The following is a 15,888-nucleotide window of genomic DNA, read 5'->3' as shown; positions in this document are numbered from 1 at the left end:
TGCCTCTGTAGCAATCCCGCTTATAACATTTACCAGATTCAGTATCGGGCTTATTAGAAACCTTTTGACAGCAAGATAGAAAAGGGAAAGGGTTACTATCATAAAGACTACAAATGATATAACCCCTGCATTTATAAGAAAATCAAGTGAGACCTTCAGGTTCTGTATGGGATAAGTAACCTTGATTACACCATTTATATCCCCTTCTTTTGCTTTATTATGACATTTAAGGCACTCCTTCTGCACAATAACAGGGTAATAGTATTTAAGTAATATGTCGTTTTTCAGCAGTATATCTTCGCCTTTTAATGCCTTCATTAACATGGGGTCCTTTTCCATGAGCTCTTTTTCACCCGGTATCTCGCCAAACTGCCTGATAACAGGCTCACCCCTTACTACAATTATCTCCATGTTTGGCTGAACACTGTTCAACCTTTTTACTATGTCTTTAATCTCATCCTTTGTCCACCCCTTGCTCATTGCGGAATAAAGGGATTGAAATACAAACTGGCTTGTCTGTTTTGCCTCTTGTCTTGCCAAGTCATGAATCGCCTTGTCTCTTATGATTCCTGCGCCAATAAAAATGACAGCGATTGATGCGGCAACGATGATTAGGGCAATATATGCGGTGAGTTTAGTAAAACTGATTTGGCTTTTAGAACAGATGGAATTTATGATACGGTTAGGCATGGACAAAGATTATAACTTTCTTAATAGCGCAGTCAAGCAGTTTTTTGAGCAAGTTTTTAAAAATATCTCTTTATTAAGAGCCATTTTTTATGTTATTTGATGGTATATGAAAAATATATTTAATAGACTTAAACAAGGACTGGCAAAGACCCATAATAGTTTTACTGATAAACTCAAAGGGATATTTTTAAATACCGCATCAAGGCAGGAATTTTCAGATGCACTGGAAGAGATCCTTGTAAGTTCTGATGTAGGGGTGAACACCTCTTTAAAAATCCTTGAAAAATTGAAAGATAAACCTAAAACAACGGATATTGAAGAGTTTAAATGTTATCTAAAAGAGGTAGTGTTAGATATTTTTAAAGGGTCTCGGATGTGTAGTAATGCTGTAGTCAAGGCATTTGAACACAAACCTTTTGTAATTATGATGGTGGGTATAAACGGTGTTGGCAAGACAACAACTATCGGAAAACTTGCTAAAAGGTTCAAGAAGGACGGCAAAAAGGTTATGCTTGCAGCAGGTGATACATTCAGGGCAGCAGCTGTAGAGCAGTTAGATGTATGGGCAAAAAGGGTGGGGTGTGAGATAATAAAACATGTTCACGGCAGCGACCCTGCTGCAGTTGCATTTGATGCAATGAAGGCCAGTAATGCAAGGGGTGTGGATGTTTTAATACTTGATACTGAAGGAAGACTCCATACAAAGACAAATCTGATGGAAGAGTTAAAAAAGATAAAGAGGGTTATAAATAGAGAAATGCCTTCTGCACACCATGAAATCCTTCTTGTTTTGGACGCATCTACAGGGCAGAATGCACTGAGTCAGGCAAGGCTCTTTAATGAGACAATTGGCGTAACCGGCATTGTGCTTACAAAACTTGACGGCACTGCAAAAGGGGGTATTGTTGTTGCTATTGCAGATGAACTAAAGATACCAATCCGCTATATAGGTGTTGGTGAAGATGCAGAAGACCTTCAGGAGTTCAGCGCAGAAGGGTTTGTGGAGGCATTGATATGATAAATAAAGGGCTAAGGGCTAAGGGCGTATGATAAAAAAGATTATAATATTGTTGGCAATTGTTTTGATTTTAATTTTAGGATGGTATTTTATATTCAGTAAAAAGGCTCAAGATATAAAATATAAGACTGCAAGGGTTGAAAGGGGTGATATACAATCAAGCATATCAGCATCAGGGACATTGAATGCTGTTACAACTGTTCTGATTGGAACTCAGGTTTCAGGCACAATAAAGGAGATATATGCTGATTTTAATTCCATTGTTAAAAAGGGGCAGGTGATAGCGCTTATAGATGATGTGCCATTTGTTGCAAAGGTAAGGCAGGCAGAGGCAAACCTTGAATCCAGTAAGGCAGGCGTAGAAAATGCAAAGGCAAATATAGAAAACATAAAGGCAAAACTTATGGCTTCCAGGTCAGATATGGACAAGGCAAAACTTGCTGTAGAGGATGCAAAACGTAATCTGGACAGGACTAAAAAACTGTGGGATGAGGAACTTGTAAGCCAGAAGGATATGGACAATGCCCTTTATAATTACGATTCTTTATCTGCACAGTTGTTAAGTTTGCAGTCAATCTATCAGTCCAATCTTGCACAGTTAAGTTCTGCTGAGGCGCAGCATAAGACATCTGCTGCGCAGGTAAAACAAAATCAGGCAGTCCTTGATGCTGTCAGTTTTGACCTCCAGCACACAAGGATTATCTCACCTGTCAATGGCATTGTAATCTCCCGCAATGTTGATGTGGGACAGACTGTGGCATCTTCTTTTCAGACCCCAACACTTTTTACAATTGCAAAGGACTTAACAAAGATGCAGGTAAATACAAATGTTAATGAATCGGATATAGGTATGGTATTTTGGGGACAGGAGGCTATATTTACAGTTGACGCATATCCTGAATATACATTCAAAGGCAAGGTGTCTCAGATAAGGAATGCACCGCAGATAATACAAAATGTTGTTACATATGACAGCGTAATAGAGGTTGATAACAGGGAACTTAAATTAAAACCAGGTATGACAGCAAATGTATCTCTACTTGTGGCAAAAAAAGAAGGTGTCCTGATGGTGGCTAATGCTGCCTTACGATTTAAACCAAAGGATAAAGATATAGAAAAGGTTCAGAAAGAGCCGCATACAAAGGGTAAAAAGATATGGGTACTAAAAGGCAGTCAAGTAATACCTGTTTCAGTAAAGACAGGCATTAGTAATGGTACGCACACTGAGATAACAGATGGTGATATAAAAGAGGGAAGTGCTGTGGTTTTAGAATATACAGACAAAAAAACCGCTGTCAACAAATCAAGTTCACAGGGCATTCCAAGGTCATTGAGATAATATGTCGGCATTCATAGAGGTTAAAGACCTTGTCAAGATATACCGTACAGGTGATTGTGGTTTTCCTGCCTTAAAAGGTGTAAGTTTACAAATAGAAAGAGGTGAGTTTGCTGCTGTGATGGGGCCATCTGGTTCAGGGAAATCAACCTTTATGAACATAATCGGATGTCTTGATACGGCTGCAAATGGGTTTTATTTTCTGGATGGTCAGGATGTAAGCAAACTCACAAGGGATGCACAGGCAGAAATCCGCAATAAAAAGATAGGTTTTGTCTTCCAGAGTTTTAACCTCCTTGCAAGGGTAACTGCCCTTGAGAATGTCATACTTCCATTAAAATATACTGCCTCTGTATCACGGAAGGACAGGGAAAAGGCTTTAGAGTCAATGAAGGATGTGGGGCTTACTGGTATGGAACACCGTATGCCAAATCAGTTGTCAGGCGGACAGCAGCAGCGGGTTGCAATAGCAAGGGCGCTTGTAAATAATCCATCTCTAATACTTGCTGATGAGCCAACAGGCAATCTGGACTCTCAAACAAGCATTGAAATTATGGGCATCTTCCAAAGATTAAATCAGGAAAATGACATAACAATTATTATGGTTACACATGAACACGATATTGCCGACTATGCAAAGAGGCAGGTTCTTTTTAAAGATGGGCTTATTGTCAGGGATGAAAAGACCACAGGGAAGGGCTTTAGCCCTACAACTAAATAATGACAAAAAATATATGGAATATCCCCAATGTCCTTTCCCTTTCAAGAATCGTTTCTGCGCCGCTGCTCATAGTCATACTTCTCAATCCAACCCAATACTACAGCCTGCTGGCCGCTGCTATATTCAGCCTCGCAGCCCTTACAGACTGGCTTGACGGCTATCTTGCAAGGCGGATGAATATAACAACATCGCTTGGTAAATTTTTAGACCCGCTTGCGGATAAACTACTTATAATGACTGTGCTGATAATGCTCATACCTGCGGACAGGGTATCTGCATGGATGGTAAGCCTTATTGTGGGAAGGGAGATCGCTGTTACAGGGCTTCGGGCAGTTATTTCAAAGGAAGGGATTGTTATATCAGCCAGTAATCTTGGTAAATACAAGACAGCATTCCAGATTGCAGCAGCAATCCCTCTTCTAATCCATTACCCGTTTTTGGGAATTGATTTCCATAGTATCGGGATAATTCTCTTATACCCTGCCCTTATTTTCACATTATGGTCAGGGGTTGATTATTTTGTAGGGTTTTTAAAGATAGTAAGTGTATCGTGAACCCTGATAGAGTATAGATTGTATCTATTCCTTTTCTTCCCCTGCCTTTGCAGCAATTATTATCTTCTGTGAAAGGTGTGTCGGGTTCGGAAAGGGGTCGTTCGGAAAGGGGTCAAATCTTTTATTTTGACAATTTATCAAGCCTCGCCCCTATTTCCTCAAACAACCTTTTCCTTCCCAGATGATGCCGCAGCACGTCTGGCAGGCGAGGAACTCGGGTATAGGGTGCATGGAACTATCGGCATCATCTTAAGGACAATTCGCAAAAAGAGGAGAACAGCAAAAGAAGTTGTAGAGTTGCTTCGTAAAATCCCAAACGAGACAACGCTTTTCTTGAGACCTGCATTATTGGAAGAGATTATACAAAAAGTTAAGAAGGAGTATTCTATAAAATAGCTCTTTTCACCTCGCCACAGCCCGCCTGTCTGCGTGCAACGCACAGGCAGACAGTATTTTTACTTGCGATACACTTCACGCCTGTGTCTGATTTTCATCACCTTTATCAGTTTTGCCTTTTCGTCAATCTCATAGATAACCCTATGGTTTCCAACCCTGATACGCCAATCACTTTCTGAACCAGTGATCTTACGGCAGCCCAAAGGTCTTGGATTATTGCTCAAGGCTTTGATATGCGGGATGATGCGGCGGTAATCTTCTGCGGAAAGTCTTTTCAGGTCACGCTCGGCAGACCTCTCAAGATAAACCTCATACACGAGGGTTATGCCCCTTCACGAAATCGTCAAGGCTTCTGAACTTAAGAGGTCTTTTTCTCATATCTGCAAGCATCTTTAAATCTTCCACATCTTCAATCTGCTCCAGCATCTCCTGATAGACATTTATGTTCAAAATAACTGCCGAGGGTTTGCCGTTCTTCAAAACAATTTCAGGAAGTCTTTTCTTAAGAGTAGCCTTCATATTCACAGCCTCCTTTTTCTATAAAAAGGATACATCTATCATAGATAATATGTCAATTATTTTTACTTCACCTCGCCACAGCCCGCCTGTCTGCGCAAGCAAAAAGAGCAAAAAGGGGATGACATTTTCACTTTGTATTGACAGGGAAAATATTTTAGAATAAACAGATAGGCGTTTTTCAGCGTGAACTATTTTCTCAATCTTTTCACAAACTCTTTTACATCATCAAAAAACGCATAAACCACAGGTGTAATTAAAAGTGTAATCAAAAGGCAGAATGCCTGTCCTCCCACAACAGCAATTGCCATAGACGCCCTTGATGCAGAGCCGTCTCCCCTTCCCATAGCAACAGGGAGCATGCCTGCAATGATTGCAAGGGTTGTCATTAAAATCGGACGAAGCCTTACCTGATTTGCCTCTATCTGCGCATCATATCTTGACATCCCCCGTGCCCTCAGTGTGTTTGTATAATCCACCTGAAGTATGGCATTCTTTTTTACAACGCCGATTAAAACGAAAAGCCCCATAACGCTGTATATATTAAGCGTGCCGCCAAATAAGTATAGACTTAATAGTCCGAAAGGTATGCTCAGGAATATAGAAGTCATTATTGTAACAGGATGGCTGAAACTTTCAAACTGTGCAGCAAGGACAATATATATAAATACAAGGCTCATTAAAAATGCGAGCATAAAATTGTAGAATGCCTCCTGCATGAGTTTCCCTCTGCCTATGAATGATGCTGCGTATCCCGGCGCAAGGTTGATTTCTTTCAGGGACTTATTTGCGTCACTTACTGCCTCGCCAAGGGGTTTGTTAAAGAGGTTTGATACCACGCTGATTTGCCTTTCCTGTGCAAACCTGTCAATCTGTGCAGGACTTGTGCCATATTCCATGCGGGCTATGTTGTTTAATTTAACAAGACCGCCGCTTGAATCAGGCACTGTAAGGTTTGGTATCTGGTTTGCAGATTTTCTATAGTCCTCTATCAACCTAAGTCTTATATTATACTGCTCCCCAGCCTCACGGAATAGTCCAACCTTTTCACCGCCAACCATTGTCCGCAGGGTGCTTGCAACACTTTCAACATTTACACCCAAATCAGAAGCCTTTTCCCTGTCTATGCTGACCTGAATCTCAGGATGACGGAGCGCTTGCCCTGTGTCTGTGTCAACAAAACCGGGCATATTTGACAGTTTTTTTATGAGGGTCTTTGAATAGTAATCAAGTTTGTCAAGTTCAGGACCCCTTATTACAAGGTTGAAGGGCGTTTGCCTGAAGCCGCCTCCTGATACAAGGTTTATGTTTTGAATGCTAATCCTCAAGTTAAATCTCTTTAGTCTGTTTCTCACATCCTGCATGATTTCCTTTTGGCTCCGCTTCCTTTCAGACATGTGCTTTAGTCCAACATAGACAGAGGCGTCTGTAACATTTGAGATATACTGTCCCCTGACGCCGATGTTTATAAATGTGTGGACTACTTCAGGGCTTTTTCTGATTTCTGTCTCTATCTCGTTTAAAACTTGAGCGCTGCTTTTCAATGATGAGCCCGGCGGTGTTTCAACGATTACATCAAACTCGCTCATGTCATCATCAACAATAAATTCAGACTTTAATGCCTTTCCTATCGCAATTGTTGACAATAAGATGCCGACAGCAATGAGGATTGTTATGAATTTGTGTTTCAGACACAACTTAAGCAGCCGCATATAACCGCTCTCAATGAGGCTGTAGAATAAAGATTTTTTTGACCCTGCCTTTTCTCTTTTCTTTGGCTTTAATAATTTTGAAGACAGCATTGGCGTAAGCGTAAAAGATACAAGGAGTGATATGCCTATGGCGAATGTGGCGGTTATGCCGAAACTCTTCCAAAACCTGCCGACAGTCCCTCCCATAAATGCAACAGGGAGGAATATGACAACAAGCGAAAGGGTTGTTGCCATAACAGCAAGGGCAATCTCCTTTGTGCCTTTTATTGCTGCCTCAAACGGGTCTCTGCCTTCTTCTTCTATATGTCTGAATATGTTTTCAAGGACAATGATTGCGTCATCTATGACAATGCCAGTGCATACAGAAAGGGCAAGGAGCGTCATATTGTTTAGTGTAAAACCCATGTAGCGCATGGCAAAAAATGTGGAGATGATAGATGTGGGTATGGCAATGCTTGCAATAAAGGCAGTCTTTAAATTCCTTATGAAAAAAAGGACAATGAGGGAGGCAAACACAGCGCCAAGGAGCAGATGCTCTTCAACCTGAGACACAGATTTTTTTATAAACTTTGACTGGTCTTTTACGATTTCAGTCTTTATGTCCGGAGGCAGGTCTTTTTTAATGGATTTGAGTTTCTCCTTGATTCTGTCAGTTACCTGAACAGTGTTTGTGCCTGACTGCTTTCTAATAAGGAGGGAGACCGCATTATTGCCGTCAAGACGGGAGAGCGTTCTTGGTTCTTCCTCTCCATCAACTGCAGAGCCAATGTCCCTAATCTTCACCGGATTTCCTTTATAGTCAGCGACTATCAGGTTGTTGAAGTCTTCAATATCATTCAGCCTTCCCAGTGTCCTGATGCCTTGTTCCCGCGTCTCCCATGTGATCTTGCCGCCGGGGATTTCCACATTCTGTTTTTTTACAGCGTCCTTTACTTTTTGGATTGAGAGGTTGTATGCGGAAAGTCTGTCAGGATTTATAAAGATTTGGATTTCCCTTTTCCTATCGCCGACAAGTGAGATAGCCCCTACATCCTTTACGATCTCCAACTGTCTTTTGAGTTTCTTCTCTGCGAGTTCTGTGATTTCCCTTGCAGAGCGGGCGCCTGACACAGCAATTGCCATAACAGGAGAGGCATCAGGGTCAAATTTTTCTATAATAGGCGCATCTGTGCCTAAAGGGAATCTGGAGACAATGCCTGAAACCTTTTCCCTTACCTCATTTGCAGCAACATTTATGTCTTTATCAAGGATGAATGTGGCAAAGACCTGAGACTGTCCTTCAATGGTGGTTGAGCGGAGTTCATCAATGCCGTTTATTGTGTTTACAACCTCTTCTATCCTCTTTGTAATCTGGTCTTCTATCTCTTCAGGACTTGCGCCCTCAAGTTTTGTCGTAATGGTAATGGTTGGAAGGTCAACCTTAGGGAACAGGTCAACGCCCAATTCCCTGAAGGAAAATATACCCAGCACCACAAATGACATAACAAGCATTGTGGCAAACACAGGCCTTCGGACACATATTTCGTAGAGGGACATAGATTAAAGAAATATCAAAAATTAAATATCAAAAATTAAAATTGATGTAATTCATTTTTACATTTTGATTTTGCATTTTGCATTTTGCATTTTGATTTTTAATATTTATTTCACTTCTACCTTCGCGCCTTCAAACAACTGGTCAAGGCTGCTGGCTGCAACTATTTCGCCGGGCTTTACGCCTTCAATGAGCTCTACAAACCCATTTTCCCGAACCCCTGTTTTTACAGGTCTGTCCTGAACCTTGCCATCCTTCACCACATACACCTTATTTATACCTACAAATGAATAAACAGCGCCTTCAGGGACAAAGGGAACATTGCTTTCTCTTTTCGTAAGAATATTACCCTTGGCAAATAGCCCTGATTTTAAGAGCCGTTTTGGATTTGGAATCCTTACCTCTATATCCATTGCCCTTGTCTTTTCATCAACAGCAGGGCTTATTCTCGTAACATTTCCTGTGAATACTCTTTCAGGGAATGCATCTACTGCTACCCTTACACCCTGTCCGACTTTTATCTCCCCAACAAACTGTTCAGAAACCTGTGTCTTTAATTTTAAGGGGTCGTTTTTTACAATAATAAACAAAGGGGTTTTTGCCTGTATAGTTTCGCCTGCTGACACAAACCTTTTTTTAACTTCACCTGAAATAGGCGAAAGGATTTCTGTATCAGCCAAATGTTTTTTTGCAATAATAACCTGTGCCTTTGCCTGATTTATCATGGACTCTGCCTGCTTAAGGGAAGCCTCCTGCACATAATACTGGGTTAATGCCGCATCCATATCTTTTTTTGATATAACATCTTCTGCAAAAAGCCCTTCATATCTTTTAAGATTTGTATGGGCATCATTTCTAAGTGCCAGAACCCTTTCATAATTTTTTTCATTTGTCTTTAAGTTTTCTTCTGCTGCCTTGAGGTTTGCTGCAGGCTCTCTTAAGTCAAAAGTTAATACAACCTGCCCTTGTTTAACCGCATCTCCTAAATCTGCAAAGACACCCTGTATTGTTCCAGACACTTCACTGCTGACAGTTACCTCTTCCCATGCTGCGAGTGTGCCTGTAATCTCAACCATTCTTTCTATAGTCCTTGCCTCAACATTTGCAGTTTTAATCTTTATTGCCTTACCGTCAATATGGGCTGTTAAAGGTTTTTGAGGTTTTTCTTTTTCTGCAGGTTTTTTGTCAGAGGAACAGGATTGAAAAAAGAGCGTGAGCAAAATGAGCAATGAGCAATGAACAATAAGCAGTTTAATCTTTTTATTTATAATTTTATCCATAAGCCCTTTCCTATTTGTCTGGTAACTTGTTGTAACTTAAAACAGACAGTTGATTTTCCACTTCCTCCATCAAAACCCCTGACTTTTTTTGCAGTTCAATAATAGCGAGTTGCAGATCGTATACAGCATTGGAAAGCCCTTTTTGTGCGGATATAAGTGTTGAATTTGCATCCACCACATCCGCATTTGTTGCAAGTCCATATTTAAACTGCTTAAAAACGAGTTTATAATTTTCCTCTGCATACAAAACCTGTTTTTCAAGGGGAGGGATTGTAGAGGCAACAGCGTCAACATTATAAAATGCCTCTCTAATATCTTTTTCAATATCCCTTTTCATATTCAGTCTCTTGAGTTCAGCCTGCCGCACCTTGCTCTTTGCCTCCTTCATCTCTGATGTTCTGAGCCAGCCCTCAAAAAATGGGAATGTAAGGGTGATAGTACCGTATATGCTTTCTCTGTTAAGAGACGATGATGAAGGTTCCTGGTCTTTTCTGGAATATGTTCCATCAAACTTCAAACTGGGCATGAAATTCCCCTTTGCATATGCAACCCCTTCCTTTGCAATCTCCTCATCAATTGATATCCGAATATAATCCTTCCTTTTATCAAAGGCAGTTAAAATGAGTTTTTCAATATCTTTTGGCGCTGACAGAGGTGCAGGCGGTGTAACCTTAAAATTGCCATCAATCCCTATCAGCCGTGCAAGTCGGGTATTTGCAATATCAAGTCCAGCCTTTGACCTTGCAAGTTCTGCACCCGCGCCCGCCGCCTCTGCCTCCGCCCTTAAAACAATTGCCTTCGCAACCTCACCTGCCTTAAACCTTGCCTTTGCCACCCTTGTCTGTTCCTCTGCCCTTTTAAGTGCAGATTCTTTTATGTCCATATCCCTTTCAGCCTTCAATAAATTGTAGTATGCCACTGATACATTGTACACAATATCTTCTTTTGCAAGATCAAGCCCCTCTCTGAAAGAACCTATCTTATTCCGTGCCTGTTTCCTTACACTTTTATCTTTGCCGCCTGAATACAGCGGCTGAGAAAGTTTTAGACTAAGTGTTGAACTATTTTCTGGCTGGATAGTGGAGGTATTAGAGGTTTTGTCTTTTGAATATTGGGTGTGCGCTGCCTCTGCTGTTACAGTGGGCAGGATATTGGAAAGTGTTTTGTCAAATCCCGTATATGCCTGATGGAGGTCCTCCTGAGCAAGTTTTATTGATTCATGGGTTGTCAAGGCAAGATCATAAGCCTCCTGCATTGTAATAACCCTCTCTTCAGCAAAGGCAAGAGAAAGGGTGAGCAGTGAACAGTAAACAGTGAGCAGTAAAAATAATAAAAACTTTTGACTTTTGACTTTTGACTTTTGACTTTTTATCATGCCTGCCTCCTTTCAATGCCTTCAAAAAATATATCTATAAATGTATCTATGACCTTCTTATTCGGCATCTTAAAGTATCTTTTGAGTCCATAAACCTCTTGGGAAATACTGTAATAAAGCACCATGCCCATAAATGCCCTTGCAGCAACAATCGGTTCAATATCTTTTGCCGCCTCTGTATCAGTAAGCGATTTTATATGCCCTGCAAGAAAACTTATAAATTCCATTCCTTTAGTCTTCATAAAGATGTCCAGAAGGTCATGCCCCTCTAATGCACTGAACAGTATCAGCCTTAAGAAAGAAGGGTCTTTTTGATTTTCTGTTATCAAAAACCTTGCCACCTCACGAAATATATTTCTCCCGCTCTTTCCTTCAAGTGCCTTCATGAGCCGTGACTGCCCTGTTGTGTCATTACACCTTGAATCAATAATTGCAGAATAGAGGGCATCCTTTTTTGAAAAATACTTAAATATAATAGCCTCACTTACGCCCGCCTTTCTTGCTATCTCCCTTGTTGTAGTCCCTTTAAATCCCTTCTGGGCAAACAGGTCTCTTGCCGCATTTGCAATAAGGGGCATTCTTTCTTTTTTTGTCATTCTCTTTATCTTTCCGGGAGTCATAAAAATAATCTCAGACAATGCGTTATAAGTAAGTGAGTGCTTACTATATAATATGAAAAAAAGTGTGTCAAGGTTTTATATGTCAAAATTCAGATAACAAGGTTTACAATTACTTTTTGTCTTAATTTTCCAAATAATATATAGTATCAGCATATGCTTAATAGGATAAAAGCACTTCCACTGCGGGTCAGACATACATTTTATTATGACATAAAGGCAGCAGCCCTTTTTGGCATATTTGGCGGCTGTGTTCTGCCCTTCATAGCAATAATCGGAAGGAAGATTGGTGCAACAGAATTACAGATTTCTCTCCTCACAGCCGCACCATATATTGCAACTGCCTTTGCAGTTTTCTGGACAGCGGATATACTCGGCAAGGGCAGGGTGTGGTATGTGGTATGGCCCAATGTCGTTGGCAGGGGTGTGTTTTTCGCCATGTTTTTTATCACAACCCCGTTTCCCTACACACTGCTAATATTTGTCTTCATGGTAATAACAGCCATCCCATTCCCATCATATGCCTCTGTTATGAAGACAAACTATCCTGATAAAGAAAGGGGCGGGCTCATGGGCTATGTGCGGGTAGGCAGCGCATCCTTTTGGATACTATCCTCAATTGCCGCAGGATTGATACTGGAGAAGTCCACATACAATTACAGATATATTTTCCCTGCTGCTGCTGTCTTTGGCATACTATCAGCACTTGAATTCGGAAGGATAAAGGTAAGGCTTGAGAAAAGGCAAAAGGAAAGGCTCGCAACTATTTCACACCTGACAGCGCCATTAAAAAACAGGGGGTTTCTGAAATTTATTATCATCTATTCCATCTTTGAATTTGGGTTCCTTTTATGGCTGCCGTTATATCCCCTCATACTCGTTGATAAAGTGCATATCTCAAATATTACTGCTGGGGTGTTTGGCGCATTGTATTCAGGGATGTGGCTTGCCGGCTTCTTTTTCTGGGGAAGGTTTCTTGACAGGCATAGTTTATCCAACTGCCTAAAACTTTTTTTTGCTGTGGCATCATTCATACCGCTTATATACCTTCTAACATACAACATCTGGTTTCTGGCAATTGCACAATGTATTGCAGGTATCACATTTGCTGCCATAGAACTCATAGGATATATTGTAATAACAAGGATGTCCCATCATAAAGAGACCCCCAGATACATGGCAGTCCATGTTGTTTTCGGCGGGGTACGTGGCGCTACTGCACCGTTTCTTGGTCCCGTAATTATGAACTATTTTGGGGCGGGAACAGCAACTGCTATCTCTCTGTCTTTTATATTAACCGCATTTTTTACAACAAGTCTTTTGAAGAAAGGCAACTAGATATGGAACACAATAAGTTCATGTCCCTTGCCTTAAAGGAGGCAGAAAAGGCAAAGAAAAAGGAAGAGGTGCCTATAGGGTGTGTTGTTGTGCATAACAACAAGGTTATTGCAAAGGGGCATAATCTGAGGGAAACAAAAAATGACCCTACACTCCATGCTGAGATTATAGCCATAAAAAAGGCTTCAAGGAAACTTGGTGCATGGCGCCTTACAGGTGTTACTGTTTATGCAACAGTAGAGCCCTGTCTTATGTGCATTGGTGCATTGGTGCTGGCAAGGGTAAATAAACTCGTATTTGGCGCTTATGATAAAAAGGCAGGGGCATGCGGTTCTATTTATGATATTTCTAAAGACGGAAGATTAAACCACAGGATAGAGGTTATATCAGGGGTAATGGAAAAAGAGTGTAGAAATATCATGCGGGCATTTTTTAGGGAGTTGAGAAATGAGAGAAAAGCGAGAAAGGCGGGACACGGAAAGACAATTACGAATTAGGAATTACGAATTAGGAATTAAAACCCCAGTCTTGCTATTCTTGCCTTATTTTTTGGATTAGAGCGCGGTGATATCCGTTACTTCCATTGTATCTGTGTCAAGTAGAGATATTGTGCCTGAACCTGTAAGCCAGCCGCATGCCTCACCAGGATTTATGTAAAGTGTTTTGCCAATCATTTCGCTTTTTTGTTTATGAAGATGTCCATACACAACAATATCAGCGTCTATATTTTTTGGCAGAATCTTTATGTCATGGACAATTATAATCTTTTTACCGCCGAGAATAATCTCCTTTGGAGGCTTATAGATTCTTCCTTTCAAGGTATTGGTAAGTCCTTTGACCTCGCCATCATTGTTGCCAAAGACTCCAATAAACGGGCAGTTCAGTTTATTAAACTCATCTGCTGCAAATGGTGCAACAAAATCGCCCGCATGGATTACTGCATCTACCCTTTCTTTGTTAAAATATGCAACTGCCTTTTTTATGGCGGTCATATTGTCATGAGTATCTGATATAAGACCTATCTTCATCTCGATGACATATATAACATGCTTTTTCCTGATAAGACAGCCATAAAAATAAAACCAAATAGCGGAGAAGATTTTCAACTACGCTTAAACTTCGGCTAAAAAGCCAGGAAACTCCAGGGTTTTTCTCTTTACAGGGTGCCTTTTAATTGGTGTCCCCTTTATCTTGTCCTCTCCCTTGGTTGGGGCATAAGGACCTAAATCAGCGGTGGCGTCTTTTGCCGTCCGCTGAATTTATTTGTTAGGCAAAAATAAATCTGATAATCATATAAAAGGCACCTCCTCATCATAGCAAGAATGAATGATTCTCTTTTTCCTCTTCTTTTTCGCCGCTTTTTCGCCTGTCCCCTTTTTCTCCCTTTACCTGTATTTCCACTTTTAAATACACTGATAAATCGGCAGGTTAATTTTTATATTGATACAGTTTTTTTATCATAGTATTATCTATTTGTAAATTTTCGGAAAGGACGCAAAGTAAAAATGAAAAAATATACAGTAAAAACAATTGAACCAAGTTCGGTGTTTGATGATTTGGTAAAATACATTACAAAAAACGGAACGCAAGAAAGTATAAAACCTGTTTTTAAAACGAATGATTTTTGTCTCTACACTGAAAATTGTTTAAAGGTAATGTTAAAATTTCCAGATAATTATGTGAATATGATTTTCGCTGACCCGCCTTATAATTTATCAAATGGCGGTGTGACTTGCCATGCTGGGAAAATGGTGAGTGTGAATAAAGGGAAATGGGACAAGAGCAAAGGATTTGAAGCGGATTTAGAATTTCACGAAACTTGGATTTCAGAATGTAAAAGAATTTTAAAGCCCGAAGGAACAATTTGGATCACTGGAACACAGCACAGTATTTATCAGTGCGGTTTTCTTCTGCAAAAATTAAATTTTCATATTCTTAATGACATTGCTTGGTTCAAACCCAATGCAGCACCGAATTTAGCTTGCACTACTTTCGCTCATAGTCACGAAACACTTCTTTGGGCACGCAAAGACAAAAAAACACGGAACACTTTCAATTACGAATCAATGAAGTACGGAAAATTTCCAGAAGACAAATTGAAAATGACTGACAAACAAATGCGTTCTGTTTGGTCAATCCCGACACCGACACAAGATGAAAAGGAATTTGGAAAACATCCGACACAAAAACCGCTTGCACTCTTAAAAAGAATTGTGCTTGCTTCCACAAAAGAAAATGACATTGTGCTTGACCCCTTCAATGGTGGGGGAACGACTGGAATCGCTTGCAAGTTTATTGGTAATAGAAAATATATTGGGATTGATATAAGTGAAGAATATATTGATTTGACGATTAAACGCTTTCAAAAAAGTTCTAATTAAAAATTTTACAATGGCTAAAAAACCATCCAAAGAAAGTAAAAAAGACCAAGTGCTTGAAAAACTTTTTACCATTTGCAAACGCAAAAACAATTTCGTTTTTCATAATGACTTGGTGAAAGATGTTTGCAAAAAAATTGGCTTTGGAAATCCGTTTGATGTTACAAAACTTGACAACAAAACAAAATTTCCCGACATTCTTGTAAAAAACGATTACGCTATAATTCATATTGGTAGCGGAAAGCACAAGTTTATCAAAGGCATTGATAAAGTATTTCACGACTTTGAACCAATACAAAAAAACATTGACTGGCAATACAAACGCAGTTTATTAAATCAATACAATTCCAGCGAGAGCAATATTCTTTCCGTTGCCAACAACCAGAGAATTCTACATCACTTTCTTTTCGGACAAGACAGCGA

17 protein-coding genes are annotated in these 15,888 nt (G+C 40.2%); 9 read left to right on the top strand and 8 right to left on the bottom strand.

The window, feature by feature from the left end:
- Nucleotides 1–690 (bottom strand): signal transduction protein (locus HZC45_08960; protein MBI5683269.1); only part of this gene is annotated, 690 nt, incomplete at its 3' end.
- 106 nt (nucleotides 691–796) lie between these two features.
- Here HZC45_08960 and ftsY point away from each other — a divergent pair.
- The 5 genes from ftsY to HZC45_08935 all read left to right on the top strand — a co-directional run bounded on the left by ftsY (nucleotide 797) and on the right by HZC45_08935 (nucleotide 4,715).
- Nucleotides 797–1,708, top strand: a complete 912-nt coding sequence (ftsY, locus tag HZC45_08955) for a signal recognition particle-docking protein FtsY (protein MBI5683268.1) — start codon at nucleotides 797–799, stop codon at nucleotides 1,706–1,708.
- A 28-nt stretch (nucleotides 1,709–1,736) separates the two neighbouring features.
- On the top strand, nucleotides 1,737–3,047 hold the full coding sequence (locus HZC45_08950; GenBank protein MBI5683267.1) for an efflux RND transporter periplasmic adaptor subunit: 1,311 nt from the start codon (nucleotides 1,737–1,739) through the stop codon (nucleotides 3,045–3,047).
- 1 nt (nucleotide 3,048) lies between these two features.
- Entirely contained in the window at nucleotides 3,049–3,765 is a 717-nt protein-coding gene (locus tag HZC45_08945; GenBank protein MBI5683266.1) for an ABC transporter ATP-binding protein, read from the top strand.
- Entirely contained in the window at nucleotides 3,765–4,319 is a 555-nt protein-coding gene (pgsA, locus tag HZC45_08940; protein MBI5683265.1) for a CDP-diacylglycerol--glycerol-3-phosphate 3-phosphatidyltransferase, read from the top strand. Before HZC45_08945 ends, pgsA begins: the two co-directional genes overlap by 1 nt.
- A gap of 132 nt (nucleotides 4,320–4,451) precedes the next feature.
- Nucleotides 4,452–4,715, top strand: a complete 264-nt coding sequence (locus HZC45_08935) for a hypothetical protein (protein ID MBI5683264.1) — start codon at nucleotides 4,452–4,454, stop codon at nucleotides 4,713–4,715.
- A 59-nt stretch (nucleotides 4,716–4,774) separates the two neighbouring features.
- On the opposite strand, the gene HZC45_08930 is transcribed toward HZC45_08935, so the two are convergent.
- From HZC45_08930 to HZC45_08905, 6 genes are all read right to left on the bottom strand, one after another.
- Nucleotides 4,775–5,032 carry a type II toxin-antitoxin system RelE/ParE family toxin gene (locus tag HZC45_08930; protein ID MBI5683263.1) on the bottom strand — a complete coding sequence of 86 codons (258 nt, stop codon included), beginning with the start codon at nucleotides 5,030–5,032 and terminating at the stop codon, nucleotides 4,775–4,777.
- Complete coding sequence (locus tag HZC45_08925; GenBank protein MBI5683262.1) at nucleotides 5,025–5,234, bottom strand: type II toxin-antitoxin system Phd/YefM family antitoxin; 210 nt, start codon at nucleotides 5,232–5,234, stop codon at nucleotides 5,025–5,027. The genes HZC45_08930 and HZC45_08925 overlap by 8 nt, the downstream gene beginning before the upstream one ends.
- A gap of 188 nt (nucleotides 5,235–5,422) precedes the next feature.
- Nucleotides 5,423–8,479, bottom strand: a complete 3,057-nt coding sequence (locus HZC45_08920; GenBank protein ID MBI5683261.1) for an efflux RND transporter permease subunit — start codon at nucleotides 8,477–8,479, stop codon at nucleotides 5,423–5,425.
- A 105-nt stretch (nucleotides 8,480–8,584) separates the two neighbouring features.
- The gene (locus HZC45_08915; GenBank protein MBI5683260.1) at nucleotides 8,585–9,757 is read right to left on the bottom strand and encodes an efflux RND transporter periplasmic adaptor subunit; all 1,173 of its coding nucleotides are present in this window, start codon (nucleotides 9,755–9,757) and stop codon (nucleotides 8,585–8,587) included.
- Between the two features lie 10 nt (nucleotides 9,758–9,767).
- Nucleotides 9,768–11,132 carry a TolC family protein gene (locus HZC45_08910; GenBank protein ID MBI5683259.1) on the bottom strand — a complete coding sequence of 455 codons (1,365 nt, stop codon included), beginning with the start codon at nucleotides 11,130–11,132 and terminating at the stop codon, nucleotides 9,768–9,770.
- On the bottom strand, nucleotides 11,129–11,728 hold the full coding sequence (locus HZC45_08905) for a TetR/AcrR family transcriptional regulator (protein ID MBI5683258.1): 600 nt from the start codon (nucleotides 11,726–11,728) through the stop codon (nucleotides 11,129–11,131). The genes HZC45_08910 and HZC45_08905 overlap by 4 nt, the downstream gene beginning before the upstream one ends.
- 177 nt (nucleotides 11,729–11,905) lie before the next feature.
- On the opposite strand from HZC45_08905, the gene HZC45_08900 reads away from it, so the two are divergent.
- Together HZC45_08900 and HZC45_08895 are read left to right on the top strand one after the other, a co-directional pair.
- On the top strand, nucleotides 11,906–13,087 hold the full coding sequence (locus HZC45_08900; protein MBI5683257.1) for an MFS transporter: 1,182 nt from the start codon (nucleotides 11,906–11,908) through the stop codon (nucleotides 13,085–13,087).
- Between the two features lie 2 nt (nucleotides 13,088–13,089).
- On the top strand, nucleotides 13,090–13,584 hold the full coding sequence (locus HZC45_08895) for a nucleoside deaminase (protein ID MBI5683256.1): 495 nt from the start codon (nucleotides 13,090–13,092) through the stop codon (nucleotides 13,582–13,584).
- 57 nt (nucleotides 13,585–13,641) lie between these two features.
- Here the strand turns inward: HZC45_08895 and HZC45_08890 are convergent, their stop codons facing one another.
- Complete coding sequence (locus HZC45_08890; protein MBI5683255.1) at nucleotides 13,642–14,115, bottom strand: metallophosphoesterase; 474 nt, start codon at nucleotides 14,113–14,115, stop codon at nucleotides 13,642–13,644.
- A gap of 477 nt (nucleotides 14,116–14,592) precedes the next feature.
- Here HZC45_08890 and HZC45_08885 point away from each other — a divergent pair, with 477 nt between their 5' ends.
- Both HZC45_08885 and HZC45_08880 read left to right on the top strand, forming a co-directional pair.
- Nucleotides 14,593–15,468, top strand: a complete 876-nt coding sequence (locus HZC45_08885) for a site-specific DNA-methyltransferase (protein ID MBI5683254.1) — start codon at nucleotides 14,593–14,595, stop codon at nucleotides 15,466–15,468.
- Between the two features lie 10 nt (nucleotides 15,469–15,478).
- Nucleotides 15,479–15,888, top strand: a 410-nt coding sequence (locus tag HZC45_08880; GenBank protein MBI5683253.1) for a hypothetical protein, incomplete at its 3' end; no start/stop codon positions are given.

It is taken from the genome of Deltaproteobacteria bacterium (genome assembly GCA_016223005.1).
Classification (GTDB): domain Bacteria; phylum Desulfobacterota; class GWC2-55-46; order UBA9637; family GWC2-42-11; genus JACRPW01.
This window is presented reverse-complemented; position numbering and strand designations above follow the sequence as displayed.

Excerpts from the sequence above, each read along its gene's own strand:
- ftsY (MBI5683268.1), top strand. The coding sequence starts at position 797 with ATGAAAAATATATTTAATAGACTTAAACAAGGACTGGCAAAGACCCAT.
- HZC45_08950 (MBI5683267.1), top strand. The coding sequence starts at position 1,737 with ATGATAAAAAAGATTATAATATTGTTGGCAATTGTTTTGATTTTAATT.
- HZC45_08905 (MBI5683258.1), bottom strand. The coding sequence starts at position 11,728 with ATGACAAAAAAAGAAAGAATGCCCCTTATTGCAAATGCGGCAAGAGAC.
- HZC45_08890 (MBI5683255.1), bottom strand. The coding sequence starts at position 14,115 with ATGAAGATAGGTCTTATATCAGATACTCATGACAATATGACCGCCATA.
- HZC45_08915 (MBI5683260.1), bottom strand. The coding sequence starts at position 9,757 with ATGGATAAAATTATAAATAAAAAGATTAAACTGCTTATTGTTCATTGC.
- HZC45_08925 (MBI5683262.1), bottom strand. The coding sequence starts at position 5,234 with ATGAAGGCTACTCTTAAGAAAAGACTTCCTGAAATTGTTTTGAAGAAC.
- HZC45_08910 (MBI5683259.1), bottom strand. The coding sequence starts at position 11,132 with ATGATAAAAAGTCAAAAGTCAAAAGTCAAAAGTCAAAAGTTTTTATTA.
- HZC45_08900 (MBI5683257.1), top strand. The coding sequence starts at position 11,906 with ATGCTTAATAGGATAAAAGCACTTCCACTGCGGGTCAGACATACATTT.
- pgsA (MBI5683265.1), top strand. The coding sequence starts at position 3,765 with ATGACAAAAAATATATGGAATATCCCCAATGTCCTTTCCCTTTCAAGA.
- HZC45_08895 (MBI5683256.1), top strand. The coding sequence starts at position 13,090 with ATGGAACACAATAAGTTCATGTCCCTTGCCTTAAAGGAGGCAGAAAAG.
- HZC45_08945 (MBI5683266.1), top strand. The coding sequence starts at position 3,049 with ATGTCGGCATTCATAGAGGTTAAAGACCTTGTCAAGATATACCGTACA.
- HZC45_08885 (MBI5683254.1), top strand. The coding sequence starts at position 14,593 with ATGAAAAAATATACAGTAAAAACAATTGAACCAAGTTCGGTGTTTGAT.
- HZC45_08920 (MBI5683261.1), bottom strand. The coding sequence starts at position 8,479 with ATGTCCCTCTACGAAATATGTGTCCGAAGGCCTGTGTTTGCCACAATG.